The sequence below is a fragment of the Pseudoxanthomonas mexicana genome (assembly GCF_010093385.1).
Lineage (GTDB): Bacteria > Pseudomonadota > Gammaproteobacteria > Xanthomonadales > Xanthomonadaceae > Pseudoxanthomonas_A > Pseudoxanthomonas_A mexicana.
Genome location: NZ_PDWV01000005.1, coordinates 91165 through 106397 on the forward strand (window position 1 = coordinate 91165; position 15233 = coordinate 106397).

Sequence of the window (15233 nt, forward strand, 5' to 3'; positions counted from 1 at the left end):
AGGACACATCCTGCGCGCGGCTCATGGCATTACCTCCTGCCCCAGCATGAAGTCCGACACCGGTTGCCGGCTGCGGTCGTTGCGGTCGTACAGGCGTGCCCCGTCGATGTAGACCTGCTCGGCCTTGGCGTACACGCTGAAGGGGTTCTGGTTCCACACCACCACGTCGGCCATCTTGCCGGCCTCCAGCGTGCCGGTGCGCTCGGCGATGCCCAGCGACTTGGCCGCGTTGCCGGTCACCCAGCGGATCGCGCGCTCGGGCGGGATATCGCCCATGCCGGCGCGGCGCGCGTTCGCCATCACCTTGGCCGCCTCCTGGTTGAGGCGCTGGATGCCCTCGTCCGAATCCGAATGCACGATGGCGCAGCTGTTCGCGGGGCGGTCCACCAGCGCGATGTTCTCCTGGATGCCGTCGAAGGCCTCCATCTTGAAGCCCCACCAGTCGGCCCAAAGCGCGCCGCACACGCCTTCCTGCGCCAGCCGGTCGGCCAGCTTGTAGGCCTCCACGCCGTGGTGGAATGCGGCCACCTTGAAGCCGAACTCCTTCGCCAGGTCGAGCATCGTCGCCATCTCGTCGGCGCGGTAACAGTGGATGTGCACCAGGATCTCGCCATTGATCGCGCCCGCCAGCGTGTCCAGCTTCAGATCGCGCTTGCCGCCGCTGTCGCCACCGCTGTCCGCCCTGTCGTCGCCGGCTGCACGCTCCCACCAGCGCTTCTTCTTCGGCTGCTGCGGCTTGGGCGCGTTCTTCTTCAGGTATTCGCTGGCATCGATGAAGGCAGCGCGGTACCCCGCCACGTTGCCCATGCGCGTGGCCGGGCCGCTCTTGCCGCCGTACACCCGCTTGGGGTTCTCGCCGCAGGCCATCTTCAGACCCCAGGGCGCACCGGGAAACTTCATGCCCTGGTAGGTGGTGGACGGCACGTTCTTCAGCGTCACGCCACGGCCGCCGACCAGGTTGGCCGAGCCGGGCAGGATCTGCAGCGAGGTCACGCCGCCGGCCAGTGCGGTGTGGAAGCCCGGATCCTGTGCCCAGATGGAATGCTCGGCCCAGACATTTGCCGTCACCGGCGCGGTCATCTCGTTGCCGTCGCTGTGCGCCTTCACGCCCGGGCTGGGATACACGCCCAGGTGCGAGTGCACGTCGATCAGGCCGGGCGTCACCCACTTGCCGGTCGCATCGACGCGGGTGGCGCCTTCGGGCGCGGACAGACCCCGGCCGACCGCCGCGACCTTGCCGTCGGCCAGCAGCACGTCGGCGCCATCGAGGCGTTCACCGGTGCCGGTCAGCACCGTCGCGTTGGCCAGCAGCACCGGCGCGGCCGGGATGGCGCGGTAGGTGCTGGGGTACGGGTCCTGGGTAAAGCGGGAGGCGGGCGTGGCGGCCATCGCGCCCCCGCCCAGCGCGGCCAGTATCAGCCCGGCCAGCAAGGTCGTTCGCATCGTGTGTTCCCCTGGAAGAGACCCGAAACCTAACCGGCGGCGCCGCGGCTTGCCAAGTGCAGGCGTCGCAGTCGTGCCAGAATCGCCCCACAACAACAAGAAGAAGAGGCTTCCATGAAGGACAAGAGCGAGATCGTCGACAACTGGCTGCCGCGCTACACCGGCGTGCCGCTGGACCAGTTCGGCGAGCATATCCTGCTGACCAATTTCGGCGGCTACCTCAACGTGTTTTCGCAGCTGACCGGCGCGCCCATCGTCGGCCTGGACCGGCCGATGGCCAGCGCCACCGCCGACGGCATCACCATGATCAACTTCGGCATGGGCAGCCCCAATGCCGCCACGATGATGGACCTGCTCAGTGCGATCTGTCCCAAGGCGGTGCTGTTCCTGGGCAAGTGCGGTGGATTGAAGCGGAAGAACCAATTGGGCGATCTGATCCTGCCGATCGCCGCGATCCGTGGCGAAGGCACCAGCGAGGACTATCTCCCGCCCCAGGTGCCGGCGCTGCCCGCGTTCGCGCTGCAGCGCGCAGTCTCCACGATGATCCGCGACCTGGGCCACGACTACTGGACCGGCACGGTGTACACCACCAACCGCCGCGTGTGGGAGCACGACACCGCCTTCAAGGAACGCCTGCGCGCGATGCGCTGCATGGCCATCGACATGGAAACGGCCACCATCTTCGCCGCGGGCTTCGCCAACCGCATCCCCTGCGGCGCGCTGCTGCTGGTCAGCGACCAGCCGATGATCCCGGAAGGCGTGAAGACCGAAGCCAGCGACGCCAAGGTCAGCTCCTCGTTCGTGGAGAACCACATCACCGTGGGGATCGAGGCATTGAAGCTGATCCGCCGCAACGGGAAGTCGGTGCGGCACTTGCGGTTTGATGAGTGACCTAAACCACCACAACGGAAGCCAGAGGAAGGCAATGACAAAGTCCAGCAACGAGCGTTACCAGCTAGATTCAGATGGGACCAGGATCGAGAGTGTTGGTGCTTGGTCTCAGGAAAAGCATGACCGACTAAGAAAGTACGTCGATATTACGAGAAGGACCAGAGCAAAGTTCGTCAAGGCGGGCTCTACGTACATCGACCTCTACTGCGGTCCGGGGAAAGTGCAGATTAAGGGTGAAGCCGTAATAAAAGATGGCGGAGCTGTTCTGGCAGTACGGGAGTCTGCGAAAGACGTGCCGTTCACGGAAGTGCATGTCGGCGACCTTGATCGCAAGAATGTAGACGACTGTCTGAAGGGAGTCGCTCAGGTCGGAGCTGTGACCAAAGTTTTTGGCTATCAGGGGAAAGCTGAAGAAACAGCCGTCCAAATCACCTCAAAGCTGCATCGGTACGGGCTCCATCTCGCGTTCTTGGATCCATATAATCTTAATGCACTCCCGTTTAGCATCATTAGAACGCTCGCGACGCTTGAGCGAATGGACATGATCATCCATGTCAGCGAAATGGATCTGAATAGGAACATCCGCCTGTACAAAGAGACTGGTGTCTTGGAGGCTTTTGCGCCTGGTGTTGTGGAGAGGATTGACTGGCGGCAGAAGGATGAAATTGTTCGTCAGGGCGTGTTCGCTCATTGGCGATCTCTTCTGGAGTCGCTCGATTACAAAGTAGGTGGCGCAGAGCGAGTGACTGGCGATAAAAATCAACCTTTCTACTGGCTTGTGAGTGTTTCGCGAAACGACCTAGGCAAGAAGTTTTGGGACGAAATTCGACAGGTCGAGCCGCAGCGTGGATTCAGTTTTTGAGGGCTGCCGAAGTGACCACAAAATCTAGGATCGAGTGGACAGAAAGCACGTGGAACCCCGTCGTCGGCTGCACCAAGCTAAGCGCTGGGTGCAAGCACTGCTACGCGGAGACCATGGCGCGGCGCCTGCAGGCGATGGGCGTTGCCGGCTATGAGCAGGGGTTCAAGAAGGTACGGACACTTCCTTTCCGTCTTGATGAGCCGCTCAAGAAGAAGCAACCGACCGTCTACTTCGTCAACTCCATGAGCGACCTGTTCCACACGGCCGTGCCGGAGAGCTTCATCGATCGCGTGTTCGACGTCATGGCTCGTTGTCCGCAGCATACGTTCCAAGTGCTCACCAAGCGCGCGGAGCGCATCGCCGAATACAGTCAGGAGCGCGCGATTCCGACCAATGTCTGGATCGGAGTCTCCGTCGAGAACAAGCGTCATGGCGTGCCGCGTATCGCATACCTCCAATCTGCCAAGGCCAGCGTCAAGTTCCTCAGCGTCGAGCCGCTGCTTGAGGATGTCGGCAAGCTCGATCTGGCGGGCATCGATTGGGTGATCGTGGGTGGCGAATCGGGTCACGGAGCGCGGCCCATGAAAGAGGCATGGGCGCTGAGCGTGAAGCGCCAGTGCGACGAGCAGGGCGTGCGCTTCTTCTTCAAGCAGTGGGGCGCGTTTGGTGCGGACGGCATCAAGCGCGACAAGAAGTCCAACGGACGTGAGTTGTTGGGCCGCACATGGGACGCCATGCCGGAGTACGCATACGTATGAACGAATCCAACGACGTCATCAGCTTCTGGAAGAGCGCGGGCTACGAGAAGTGGTTCTCGCGCGATGACGCCTTCGACGCAGAGTTCGACCAGCGCTTCCGCGGGCTGCACTTCCGCGCGGCGCGGCGGGAACTGGAAGGCTGGATGGGCGACGCCGAAGGCGCGCTGGCGCTGATCCTGTTGCTGGACCAGTTTCCGCGCAACTGCTTCCGGCAGAGCGCGCATTCGTACGCCACCGACGGGCTGGCGCGGCACTATGCCGCGCGGGCCATCGAGGCGGGGTTCGACGCGCAGGTCGATCCGGCGCTGAAGATCTTCTTCTACATGCCGTTCGAGCATTCCGAAGCGCTGGACGACCAGCAGCGTTCGCTGGACCTGTTCCGCGCCACTGGTGATGAGAACTACATCAAGTACGCGCAGTTGCACTACGACCTGATCGCCCGCTTCGGCCGGTTCCCCCATCGCAATGAGGCGATGGGCCGCATCTCCACGCAGGAAGAGCGCGATTACCTGGCCAGCGGCGGGTTCTCGGGATAGGCGGGTGGCGGTGGCTTGCGGATGCGTCGCAGGTGGTGAAGGAAAGGCATCGCGCCCATGGGGCGCTCCTACAAAGCGGGTTTCTCTGTAGGAGCGCCCCATGGGCGCGATGCTTTTACGCCGAGGAAAAAAGAAAGCGGGCCGAAGCCCGCTTTCCCGTGCACAACCTGAATCGTACCGGCTCAGTACTTGCTGATCGTGCCGTCCACGTCGTCGGCCCAGGCATTGATGCCGCCGGTGACGTTGTGGACGTTGGTGAAGCCGAGTGCGCGGAACTCTTCCGCCGCCTGCTGGCTGCGGCCGCCGCTGCGGCACAGGAAGGCCAGCGCCGTGTCCTTCGGCAGCGCTTCCAGTTCGGCACGGCCGTTGCCGTCGAAGGTCTTGAACGGCAGCTTCACCGAGGCGATGGCGCGTTCGTCGGCCGGACGCACGTCGACCAGCAGCACTTCGCTGGCACGGCCCTTTGCGTCGGCATCCATCGGCGACAGCGCCTGCACCGGCTTGGGCGCGTTGGGGTTGTCGATCGCCAGGCCCTTGCCGCGGATGTCGTCCACCCAGTCGATGGTGATGCCGTCGGCGCGACGCGCGCTAGCCAGGTCGAACTGCACGCGCACGCCGTTGGATTCGCTGGCGATGGCGTTGGCGTCGAACTGCGCCAGCTGGAAGTTCGGCTGGAACTGCGCATTGATCGACAGCGCCAGCGCGGTACCCGGGCCGGCGTCGGCCACGGCGTTCTGCAGCATCTCGGCGGCGGCCGGGGTGATGGTGATCGCCGGCGGCGTGCGGTCCGGCGCCTCCAGGCCCAGCAGCGTGGCCAGTTCACCGGAGTTGGTCATCTGCTCGATGATGTCGCTGCCGCCGACCAGTTCGCCGTCGATGTACAGCTGCGGGATGGTCGGCCAGTCGCCATAGACCTTGATGCCCTCGCGGATCTCCTGGTCGGCCAGCACGTTGACGTGCGCGTAGTCCACGCCCAGCGCCGACAGCGCGCCCACCGCCTTGGCCGAGAAGCCGCACTGCGGCATGGTCGGCTGGCCCTTCATGAACAGCACCACGCGGTTGGACTGCAGGAGGGATTCGATGCGCGAGCGCAGGGCGGGGTCGAGGGACATGGACGGGTACCGGTCAGCGGGAGGGGAATTCTACGCCCCATGGCATCATGGGGCATGAGCACGACAGGAACACTGCATCGTCCGCCGCGCCGTCCCGGCCTGATATTGGGCCTGTTGGTGCTGTCGCAAGTGGGCGTGGCCTGCCTGTGGTGGCGGTTCGGCTGGCAGGTCGGCCTGCCGGTGATGGTGGCCACCCATCTGATGGTGGTGGCGGCCACGCTGCATCCGCGCGCCACCCTGTTCTGCCCGGCCCTGGCGCGGTTGCCGACGACCGAGCGGGTAGTCTGGCTGACCATCGACGACGGGCCCTCCGACGACACCGATGCGATGCTGGAACTGCTGGATCGCCACCGGGCGCGGGCCACGTTCTTCCTGGTGGGCGAGCGGGCGCGGGCGCATCCGGCGCGGGTCCAGGCCATTCGCGACCGCGGCCATGGCATCGGCAACCACAGCGCCGATCACCCCGATACGCGCTTCTGGCGGTTGGGGCCGGCCGCCATGGAAGACCAGATCGGCCGCACCCAGTCCATCCTCACCGCGATCACCGGGCAGACACCGCGCTGGTACCGCAGCGTGGTGGGCATGACCAACCCGTTCGTGGGACTGTCGCTGAAACGGCACGGCCTGGCGCGCGTGGCCTGGAGTGCGCGCGGCTTCGACGGCGTGAACTGCCGGCCCGACCAGGTGCTGGCGCGCATCACCCGCGACATCGCGCCAGGCGCCATCGTGCTGCTGCATGAAGGGGCGGCGCACGGGCACAACGTGGCCATCCTGGCGCAGCTGCTGGCGTGGCTGGACGCGGAGGGCTATCGCACGGTGCTGCCGGATGAAGATGTGCAACGCGATACGTCGATCGTGACGGCTTGAATCCTTCTCCCGCCGGGAGAAGGTGGCGCGAAGCGCCGCATGAGGGTGTGCCACCGTCGCCTATCGGGCATCTGCGCTGCGGCTCGTTCGTCCCCATCGGATCGGAGGCGCTGTGGGGCGCCCCCGCCCCTCTCCCGGGGGCAGAGAGGCTTAGGCGAGCAACCGGTGCGCCACCGGGAACGCCAGCCGCGTCCATTCGGTGTACATCGCGGCGGACGGATGCAGGCCGTCGTCCGCCACCATCGCCGGCTCGGCGCCACGTGCACGACTGACCGGGGTGATGTCGACGAAGGCCACGCCGCGTTGCGTGCAGGCCTCGCGCGCCGCGAGGTTGTAGGCATCCAGCTCGCGCGCGATCTGTGCGGCATCGCGGCCGGACTTCGCGCCGAACGGGGTCACACCCCAGTCAGGAATCGACAGCACCAGCACGCGGTCGGGCCGGTTGCCGGCAAAGCCGATGGCCCGCCACAGCAGCGCGGCGAACTGCGTGCGGTATTCCTCCACATCGCGGCCGCGGTACTGGTTGTTCACGCCGATCAACAGGCTGACGAAGTCGTGCTGGCCCAGTGGCTCGGCGGCGGTGATGGCGGCATCCAGCTCGTCGGTGGTCCAGCCGGTGGTGGCGATGATGCGCGGGTCGCCGAGCAGCACGCCCTCCTGCCGCAACAGGCGCGCCAGCTGCATGGGCCAGCGGCCCGCCTCGTCCACGGCTTCACCGATGGTGTAGGAATCGCCCAGCGCGAGGTAGCGCAGTTCGGTGGTCAGGGCGGTGGTGTGGGGGGCGGAGATCGTGGTCATGGGCAAATGATGCGCTCTTCGGACCTACTGTAGGAGCGACGTGAGTCGCGACCGTGAATCCGGTCGGCCTGGAAGATGTCGAGCACCCGATACTTCGCCAGCGGCGGTGCCCTGCTCGCGCTCGAACAGAGCAAAACGTCTGGTCGCGGCGTGCGGTCGCGACTCACGTCGCTCCTACAGGGGCAGCGCGCTTACGCCGCCGCCGGCCGCGCCGTGCCCTTGATCGGCACCACCTTGGTGGCGGCCTCGGCGCGGCGCGACAGGGCGCGGTCGATGCGGGCGAAGACTTCGCGCATCGTGGCCGCTTCCGGCAACAGGGTGACGCGGAAGTGGTGGCGGTAGGGCACGTTGAAGCTGGAGCCCGGCACGACCAGCACGCCCTCGGTTTCCATCAGTTCCAGCGCGAACGTATGGTCGTCGAAGCCCCTGGCGGCGTCGCCGACGACGGCGGGGAACGCGTACAGCGCGCCGGCCGGGTTCACCAGCGCCAGGTGCGGGCTGGCGTCGCAGGCCTCGATCACCGCGCGGCGGGTTTCGTACAGGCGGCCACCCGGCGCGCACAGCGCGCTGATGGGGTCCGGGCCGTTGACCGCCGCTTCGATGGCGTACTGGCCGGGTACGTTGGCGCACAGGCGCAGCGCGCTGAGCAGGTCCATCGCATGCAGGAAATCGCGCACCACGTCGCCGTGGCCGGACACCACGCCCCAGCCCACGCGCCAGCCGCAGGCGCGGTGCACCTTGCTCAGGCCGCTGAAGGTGATGCTCGGCACGTCGCCTGCGAGCGGGGCGACCGGCACGAAGCTCGCGCCGTCGTACAGCACCTGGTCGTAGATCTCGTCGACCATCAGCAGCAGACGGTGCTTGGCCGCGATGGCGACGATGCGTTCCAGCAGCTCGCGCGGGTACGTCGCGCCGGTGGGATTGTTGGGGTTGATCAGCACGATGGCGCGGGTGCGCGAGCTGACCAGCTGCTCGATCTCGACCGGATCGGGCAGGAAATCGTTGTCCGGATCGCAGCGGTAGTACACCGGGCGGCCGTCGTTGAGGATGGTGGCCGCCGACCACAGCGGGTAGTCGGGCGAGGGCACCAGCACTTCGTCGCCCGGATTCAGTAGCGCGCGCAGCGACAGGTCGATCAGTTCCGACACGCCGTTGCCGACGAATACGCGGTCCGGGTGCGCATCCGGCGTGCCGCGCTGGGCGTACGCCGCGGCGATCGCATCGCGCGCCGAGGGCAGGCCCTGCTGGTGCGTGTACGGATCGGTGCGGCCCATGTCGTCGGCGATCGCGCGCTGCAGGTGTTCCGGCGCACGGAAACCGAACGCGCCCGGGTTGCCGATGTTGAGCTTGATCAGCTTCTGCCCCTGGGCCTCCAGTTCCCGGGCTCGCCGCGCCAGTTCGCCCCGGATTTCATAGCGGACTTCGGACAGGCGTTCGCGCGTGGCGAGCGGTTTGACGGGCGGGGTGGGCATGGCGGGACCGCAGAAGGGCGAATGAGCTGGGGAGGGCCAGCTTAGCGGATATTCGGCCCGTCCGGCCCCGCCGGCTTCAGGGGCCGTCTAGAATGCGCGCCATGCCCGAAACCCCCGTCCCCAGTGTGCCCGACGTCACCCCGCTGAGATCGATCGGCTGGCCTTATGCGGGGAAACCGGAGGACAGCGCGTGGCGGGCCGCCATGGAGGCACATCCTGGCGCCACCCCGGCACGCGTGATCGAGCAGCACCGCTCGGGCTACGTGGTGGCCGACGCGCCGGGCGTGGGCGTGAAGGCCGAATCGCTTCCCGAATGGCAGCGCCCCCGGTTTCCTGCACACGAACGCCCCGCCGTCGGCGACTGGGTGCTGCTGGAGGATGCCACCTCCAAGCGCCCGCGCATCGTGGCGCTGCTGCCGCGCCATACCGGCATCAAGCGCGGCGCGGCCGGCGAGCATTACCACCAGCAGGTGATCGCCGCGAACATCGATACGGTGTTCATCGTCTGCGGCCTGGATGCCGACTTCAATCCGCGCCGCATCGAGCGCTACCTGCTGCTGGTCGGTGGTGGCGGTGCGCAGCCGGTCGTCGTGCTGACCAAGGCCGACCGCACCGAGTACGCCGACGACGCGGTCGAGGTACTGGCCGACCTCACCGCGCAGGGCGTGCCGGTGTTCACCGTCAACGCCAAGGATCCGGAGAGCGTCGCGCAGCTGGCACCGTGGCTGGAGCCGGGCCACACCGTGGTGCTGGTGGGGTCGTCGGGCGCGGGCAAGTCCACGCTGACCAACACGCTGCTCGGCGACGAGCGCATGAAGACCGGCGAAGTGCGCGAAAGCGACTCGCGCGGTCGCCACACCACCACGTTCCGCGCCCTCATCCCGTTGCCGGCCGGCGCCTGCCTGATCGACACGCCCGGCATGCGCGAACTCAAGCCCACCGGCGAGGAAGACCTGGCCGATGGCGGCTTCGCCGACATCGAGGCGCTGGCCGAGCAGTGCAAGTTCCGCGACTGTTCGCATGACCGCGAGCCGGGCTGCGCGGTGCGCGCGGCCATCGAGCGCGAAGAGTTGGACGAGGGCCGTTTTCTCAACTACCTCAAGCTGCGTGATGAAGTGGCCGCGGCGGCCGACAAGCTCGCTTCGCGGCTGGCCGACAAGGCGAATGCCAAGGTGCAGAACAAGGCGCTGAACAAGCGGCTGACCGATAAGTACGGCAAGCGCTGAGGGTCTTTCGGGGCCGTCATCCCGGCGGCATTCAACAGCCGAATGGCTGGTCAAGCCGGGACCCAGCGCCTTGCTGCGAATCTACCGTCATCCAAACACCAGAGTCACTGGGTCCCGGCCTGCGCCGGGATGACGGCGAATAGATCTCGACGGTCGATCACCTTTAGATCGATCAGCTTCAGGAATCGATCAATCCCAGAGGTTTATGAAGCCGGTGATGATCAGCGCATTGGTGAAGTCGATGAAGAACGCACCCACCAGCGGCGCCACCAGGAACGCGCGCGGCGCCATGCCGTAGCGTTCCACCAGGGTGCGCATCACCGCCATCGCGTTGGCCGTGGTGCCCAGCATGAAGCCGATGAAGCCGCCGCCCATCACCGCCGCGTCGTAGTCGCGCCCCATCACCCGGAACACCACGCCGCAGAACAGCGCCACCAGCGCCACCTGCAGCGTCAGGTTCACCAGCAGCGGTGCGGCCAGGCCGGCCAGTTCCCACAGTTTGAGGTTCATCAGCGCCACCGCCAGGAACAGCGACAGGCAGACGTTGCCGATCAGGTCGGTGGTCGCCACCGGCAGGCGGATCCAGCCCGTGCGATCGTCGATCCAGCGGATCAGCGCGCCCACCATCATCGCGCCGACGTAGGCGGGCAGGGTCAGGCCCGCCGCGCTCAGCCCGGCGCTGACCCCTGCGCCCAGCCACATCGCCACCAGGATCACCACGATGCTCTTCAGCGCATTGGATTCGCGGGTGGCGAAGTCCGGCGTATCGCGTGCGCCCAGCGGTTCGGCCGCGGATTCGTCCGGCGCGCCCAGTCGCACGCCGCCATACAGCTTGTGACGCCGGATCAGCACGGTCGCCACGGGACCGCCGAGCAGGCCGCCGCACAGGATGCCGGCCATCGCCGAGGCGACGGCGATCGATTCCGCCCCCGTTACCCCGGCCTGCTCGAACAGCGGCGCGAACGCCAGGCCGGTCGCCGGCCCGCCGGTCAGCGTGGTCGAGCCGGCCAGCACGCCGAACAGCGGATGCAGACCGAACCCCAATGCCACCGCCATGCCCAGCAGGTTCTGCACGATCGCAAACGCAGACGCCAGCAGCAGGAACACCAGCACCTGGCGCCCGCTGAGCTTCAACAGCGCCACGCTGGCGTTGACGCCGATGGTGGTGAAGAAGGCGATCATCAGCGGCGCCTGCAGGCTGGTGTCCAGGGTGAACAGGGTGACCTCGCGGCTGCGCGCCACCAGCACGGCCAGCGCCACCACCAGGCCGCCGATCACCGGCGCCGGCAGGTTGTAGCGGTTGAACAGCGGGACCACGCGGCACAGCGCATAACCGAGGAAGAGGGCCAGGCCGGCGAAGGCCAGCGTCTGCACCGCATCGAGTTCCAGCATGCCGCCCCCGCACCGATGGAAGAGCGTCGAGCATAGTCCAGGCGTGGACGCTTGTGCCGTCCACCGCATGCGCTGGGCTACAGTGTGCGCCAGGGAGGATCCATGCAGCCCGACATCGCCCATCACGCCGCGCTCGACGAGCGCCTGGTCAAGGCCGTGCGCGGCATCAGGCTGCTCAGCCTGGCCAGTTGGCCGGCCGACGCCCAGACCCGCTTCCTGGCGGGCGTGGCGCGCGGCCAGCCGGCATTGCCGGCGATCGAATACCCGCGCCTGGACTTCGGCGATGCGCGCCGGGAACTGGCCGCCATCGCGGCCGCTGCGGACCCCGCCCATCCGCTGGGATGCTACCTGCGCGACTCGGTGCACAGCTGGGACATCGCCGCGCGGTTGCTGGAGTCGCTGGGGACGCCGACCGTGACCACGCATTCGGTGGCGCTGTTCGGCACGCCGGAGGAATGCCTGCCCGGCGACGGTCCGACCACGCGCGAAGCGGCCGGGCACTTCATCGCCATCGCCAACGACCTGGACCACGAACTGCTGGCGCCGGAGGAGCACGTCCCGGTATCGGCCCCCGCCCTGCAGTTGCAGCTGCAGGCCGACCTGGACGAGTTCTTCGACGGCCGCGTCATCACCGTCGAGCTGGACCCTACGCTGATCGCGAAAGCGGCGGCCGGCGCCCCCCGCATCCGCCTGCGCCACGGCGCCGCCTTCAGCGACTACGACCGCCGGCAGCTGTTGCAGCACGAGGCTCTGGTGCATTCGCTGACCGCGTTGAACGGGCGCGAGCAGACGGTGCTGCCCAGCCTGGCGCTGGCCTCGCCCCGGGTGACCGCCACCCAGGAAGGACTGGCGACCTTCGCCGAACAGATCACCGGCAGCATCGACATCGAGCGTATGAAGCGCATCAGCCTGCGCATCGAAGCGGTGGCCATGGCCCTGGCCGGCGCCGACTTCATCCAGGTCTTCGACTATTTCCGCGATGCCGGGCAGAGCCAGGCGGAAAGCTTCTCTTCGGCGCAGCGGGTGTTCCGCGGCGTGCCCACCACCGGCGGATCGGCGTTCACCAAGGACACGGTGTACCTGCGCGGCCTGATCGGCGTGCATACCTTCTTCCGCCGCTCGCTGCAGCAGGACCGGCTGCGCCTGTGCCGGCGGCTGTTCGCCGGCAAGATGACACTGGACGACGTCGCCGCCTTCGAGCCCCTGTTCGAGGACGGCGTGTTGGCCCCGCCGCGCTGGCTGCCGCGCTGGGTCAGCCGCGCCAATGGGCTGGCCGGCGTGCTGGCGTTCTCGCTGTTCGCCAACCGCATCCGGCTGGACAGGCTGTCGGCCGACGGCTGATCACCCGCCGCCGCTCGACCCTCGCAGGCGATGCACGTTGGCGCACTGCGTGATGCAGCGCCGCATCTGCGAAAACCGGCCCCGGCGGGGACCGGTTAGAATTGCCGCTCCCCCGCCTTCACCACAGGCACCGTTTCCGCAATGACGAACGACGATTTCAAGCAGGCCGCGCTGGAATACCACCGGCTGTCCCCGCCCGGCAAGATCAAGGTCGCGCCGACCAAGCCGATGCTGACCCAGCGCGATCTGGCGCTGGCCTATTCGCCGGGCGTGGCCTATGCCTGCGAGGCGATCGTCGAGAATCCCACCAGCGCCAGCGAGCTCACTGCGCGCGGCAACCTGGTGGCCGTGGTCACCAACGGCACCGCGGTGCTGGGCCTGGGCAACATCGGCCCGCTGGCCGGCAAGCCGGTGATGGAAGGCAAGGGCGTGCTGTTCCAGAAGTTCGCCGGCCTCGACGTGTTCGACATCGAGATCGACGAGACCGACCCGGACAAGCTGGTCGACATCATCGCTTCGCTCGAACCCACCTTCGGCGGCATCAACCTGGAAGACATCAAGGCGCCGGAGTGCTTCATCGTCGAGCGCAAGCTGCGCGAGCGGATGAACATCCCGGTCTTCCACGACGACCAGCACGGCACCGCGATCATCGTCGGCGCGGCGGTGGTCAATGCGCTGGAGGTGGTGGGCAAGAAGATCGGCGACGTGAAGCTGGCCACCAGCGGCGCCGGCGCGGCCGGCATTGCCTGTCTGGACATGCTGGTGGCGCTGGGCCTGAAGCCGGAGAACATCCTGGCCTTCGACCGCGACGGCGTGATCTACACCGGCCGCCCGAACCTGGATCCGGACAAGGCGCGCTACGCGCGCGACACCGACAAGCGCTCGCTGGCGGAGATCGTCGCCGGCGCGGACATCTTCCTGGGCCTGTCGGCCGGCGGCATCCTGAAGCCGGAGATGGTCGCCACCATGGCGGACAAGCCCATCATCCTGGCGCTGGCCAATCCGAATCCCGAGATCTCGCCGGCCGATGCCAAGGCCGTGCGTCCGGACGCCATCATCGGCACGGGCCGCAGCGACTACCCGAACCAGGTCAACAACGCGCTCTGCTTCCCGTACATCTTCCGCGGCGCGCTGGACGTGGGTGCCACCGTCATCAACGAGGCGATGAAGGTCGCCTGCGTGCATGCCATCGCCAACCTGGCGCGCCGCGAAGCGTCCGACCTGGGCAGCGCATACGGCGACGACGTACCCTGCTTCGGCCCCGAATACCTCATCCCGCGCCCGTTCGATCCGCGCCTGCTGGTGGAAGTGGCCGCCGCGGTCGCGCAGGCCGCCATGGATTCTGGCGTGGCGCTGCGTCCGATCGCCGACATGTGGGCCTACCGCGAGAAGCTGGGCCAGTTCGTCTACCGCACCAGCCTGATGATGAAGCCGGTGTACGACCGTGCGCGCGCCGACAAGAAGCGCGTGGTGTACGCCGAAGGCGAAGAAGAGACCGTGCTGCGCGCCGTGCAGACGGTGATCGACGAAGGCCTGGCCTTCCCGATCCTGATCGGCCGCCCCGAGGTGATCGACGCGCGCATCCAGCGCCTGGGCCTGCGCATGCGCGCGGGCGTGGATTTCGAGCTGACCAACCAGAACGACGATCCGCGCTTCAACGACTACTGGCAGCACTACCATGCGCTGACCGCACGCCGTGGCGTGACCCCGGCGGCGGCGAAGAACCTGATGCGTTCGCGCCCCACGCTGATCGCTTCGGTGATGGTGGCGCGCGGCGAGGCGGATGCGCTGATCACCGGCATCGTCGGGCGCTTCCACAAGAAGCTGGGCTACGTGCGCAGCATGATCCCGCTGGATCCGGGCGTGCAGTCCACCTCGGCCATGACCGGCGTGATCAACAACCAGGGCGCGTACTTCTTCCTGGACACGCACGTGCAGGACGATCCCACTGCTGAACAGATCGCCGAGGCCCCGCTGCAGGCGGCCTACCGGCTGAAGCTGTTCGGCATCGAACCGCGCATCGCGCTGCTGTCGCACTCCAACTTCGGCAGCCACGAAACCCCGGGCTCGCTGAAGATGCGCAAGGTGCGCGAGCTGCTGCTCAAGCGCAAGCCGGACCTCAACGTGGACGGCGAGATGCAGGGCGACACCGCCTGGGACGAAGTGCTGCGCAACCGGATCATGCCGGGCAGCACCCTGAGCGGGCGCGCCAACCTGTTCGTGCTGCCCAACCTGGACGCGGCCAACATCGCCTACAACATGGTGCGCGTGGTCACCGATGGCGTGGCCATCGGCCCCATCCTGATGGGCATCTCCAAGCCGGTGCACATCCTGACCACCAGCGCCACGCCGCGCCGGGTGATCAACATGACCGCCATCGCCGCCGTCGACGCGCAGATCCGCCAGCAGCGCGAGGCCGAGCGCAGCGGGCCGGGTTGATCGGGCCGAGTCCTGGAGAGAAAAAGCCCCGCATGCGGGGCTTTTTTCCGTTGGGGATCCCTGTAGGAGCGACGTCAGTCGCGACCGCATGCCATC

The 15233-nt window shown here is 67.2% G+C and carries 13 protein-coding genes; 8 read left to right on the plus strand and 5 right to left on the minus strand.

All coding sequences use genetic code 11. The features are described from left to right. Positions 1-21 precede the first annotated feature (21 nt). Positions 22-1443: an amidohydrolase gene (locus CSC76_RS03460; protein ID WP_162108659.1), complete on the minus strand. Its 1422-nt coding sequence runs from the start codon at positions 1441-1443 to the stop codon at positions 22-24. A 114-nt stretch (positions 1444-1557) separates the two neighbouring features. On the opposite strand from CSC76_RS03460, the gene CSC76_RS03465 reads away from it, so the two are divergent. Genes CSC76_RS03465 through CSC76_RS03480 form a run of 4 tightly spaced genes read left to right on the plus strand, consistent with a single transcriptional unit; the run spans position 1558 to position 4490 of the window. Continuing rightward, on the plus strand, positions 1558-2334 hold the full coding sequence (locus tag CSC76_RS03465; protein ID WP_162108660.1) for an AMP nucleosidase: 777 nt from the start codon (positions 1558-1560) through the stop codon (positions 2332-2334). A gap of 34 nt (positions 2335-2368) precedes the next feature. Next, positions 2369-3196 (plus strand): three-Cys-motif partner protein TcmP, encoded by an 828-nt coding sequence (gene tcmP, locus CSC76_RS03470; protein ID WP_162108661.1) that lies wholly within the window; start codon positions 2369-2371, stop codon positions 3194-3196. Between the two features lie 11 nt (positions 3197-3207). Further along, the gene (locus CSC76_RS03475) at positions 3208-3954 is read left to right on the plus strand and encodes a phage Gp37/Gp68 family protein (RefSeq protein ID WP_162108698.1); all 747 of its coding nucleotides are present in this window, start codon (positions 3208-3210) and stop codon (positions 3952-3954) included. Then, positions 3951-4490 (plus strand): DUF924 family protein, encoded by a 540-nt coding sequence (locus CSC76_RS03480; protein WP_162108662.1) that lies wholly within the window; start codon positions 3951-3953, stop codon positions 4488-4490. The genes CSC76_RS03475 and CSC76_RS03480 overlap by 4 nt, the downstream gene beginning before the upstream one ends. 182 nt (positions 4491-4672) lie before the next feature. Here the strand turns inward: CSC76_RS03480 and grxD are convergent, their stop codons facing one another. Further along, complete coding sequence (gene grxD / locus CSC76_RS03485) at positions 4673-5602, minus strand: Grx4 family monothiol glutaredoxin (RefSeq protein ID WP_162108663.1); 930 nt, start codon at positions 5600-5602, stop codon at positions 4673-4675. Between the two features lie 54 nt (positions 5603-5656). On the opposite strand from grxD, the gene CSC76_RS03490 reads away from it, so the two are divergent. Further along, positions 5657-6469, plus strand: coding sequence for a polysaccharide deacetylase family protein (locus tag CSC76_RS03490; protein ID WP_162108664.1), 813 nt, complete (start codon positions 5657-5659; stop codon positions 6467-6469). A gap of 150 nt (positions 6470-6619) precedes the next feature. Here the strand turns inward: CSC76_RS03490 and CSC76_RS03495 are convergent, their stop codons facing one another. Continuing rightward, on the minus strand, positions 6620-7267 hold the full coding sequence (locus CSC76_RS03495) for an SGNH/GDSL hydrolase family protein (RefSeq protein ID WP_162108665.1): 648 nt from the start codon (positions 7265-7267) through the stop codon (positions 6620-6622). A gap of 191 nt (positions 7268-7458) precedes the next feature. Then, positions 7459-8739 (minus strand): pyridoxal phosphate-dependent aminotransferase, encoded by a 1281-nt coding sequence (locus tag CSC76_RS03500; RefSeq protein ID WP_162108666.1) that lies wholly within the window; start codon positions 8737-8739, stop codon positions 7459-7461. Between the two features lie 101 nt (positions 8740-8840). Here CSC76_RS03500 and rsgA point away from each other — a divergent pair, with 101 nt between their 5' ends. Continuing rightward, positions 8841-9965: a ribosome small subunit-dependent GTPase A gene (gene rsgA, locus CSC76_RS03505; RefSeq protein ID WP_162108667.1), complete on the plus strand. Its 1125-nt coding sequence runs from the start codon at positions 8841-8843 to the stop codon at positions 9963-9965. A 189-nt stretch (positions 9966-10154) separates the two neighbouring features. On the opposite strand, the gene gltS is transcribed toward rsgA, so the two are convergent. Continuing rightward, positions 10155-11357, minus strand: coding sequence for a sodium/glutamate symporter (gene gltS, locus CSC76_RS03510; protein WP_162108668.1), 1203 nt, complete (start codon positions 11355-11357; stop codon positions 10155-10157). 102 nt (positions 11358-11459) lie between these two features. On the opposite strand from gltS, the gene CSC76_RS03515 reads away from it, so the two are divergent. Continuing rightward, positions 11460-12698 (plus strand): flavohemoglobin expression-modulating QEGLA motif protein, encoded by a 1239-nt coding sequence (locus tag CSC76_RS03515; protein ID WP_162108669.1) that lies wholly within the window; start codon positions 11460-11462, stop codon positions 12696-12698. Between the two features lie 141 nt (positions 12699-12839). Beyond that, positions 12840-15137 (plus strand): NADP-dependent malic enzyme, encoded by a 2298-nt coding sequence (locus CSC76_RS03520; RefSeq protein WP_162108670.1) that lies wholly within the window; start codon positions 12840-12842, stop codon positions 15135-15137. Positions 15138-15233: the final 96 nt, after the last annotated feature.

Bases quoted from the DNA above. Each gene is read 5' to 3' on its own strand.
- CSC76_RS03480 (WP_162108662.1), top strand. From the start codon at position 3,951: ATGAACGAATCCAACGACGTCATCAGCTTCTGGAAGAGCGCGGGCTAC.
- CSC76_RS03495 (WP_162108665.1), bottom strand. From the start codon at position 7,267: ATGACCACGATCTCCGCCCCCCACACCACCGCCCTGACCACCGAACTG.
- rsgA (WP_162108667.1), top strand. From the start codon at position 8,841: ATGCCCGAAACCCCCGTCCCCAGTGTGCCCGACGTCACCCCGCTGAGA.
- CSC76_RS03515 (WP_162108669.1), top strand. From the start codon at position 11,460: ATGCAGCCCGACATCGCCCATCACGCCGCGCTCGACGAGCGCCTGGTC.
- grxD (WP_162108663.1), bottom strand. From the start codon at position 5,602: ATGTCCCTCGACCCCGCCCTGCGCTCGCGCATCGAATCCCTCCTGCAG.
- CSC76_RS03520 (WP_162108670.1), top strand. From the start codon at position 12,840: ATGACGAACGACGATTTCAAGCAGGCCGCGCTGGAATACCACCGGCTG.
- CSC76_RS03500 (WP_162108666.1), bottom strand. From the start codon at position 8,739: ATGCCCACCCCGCCCGTCAAACCGCTCGCCACGCGCGAACGCCTGTCC.
- tcmP (WP_162108661.1), top strand. From the start codon at position 2,369: ATGACAAAGTCCAGCAACGAGCGTTACCAGCTAGATTCAGATGGGACC.
- CSC76_RS03465 (WP_162108660.1), top strand. From the start codon at position 1,558: ATGAAGGACAAGAGCGAGATCGTCGACAACTGGCTGCCGCGCTACACC.
- gltS (WP_162108668.1), bottom strand. From the start codon at position 11,357: ATGCTGGAACTCGATGCGGTGCAGACGCTGGCCTTCGCCGGCCTGGCC.
- CSC76_RS03460 (WP_162108659.1), bottom strand. From the start codon at position 1,443: ATGCGAACGACCTTGCTGGCCGGGCTGATACTGGCCGCGCTGGGCGGG.
- CSC76_RS03490 (WP_162108664.1), top strand. From the start codon at position 5,657: ATGAGCACGACAGGAACACTGCATCGTCCGCCGCGCCGTCCCGGCCTG.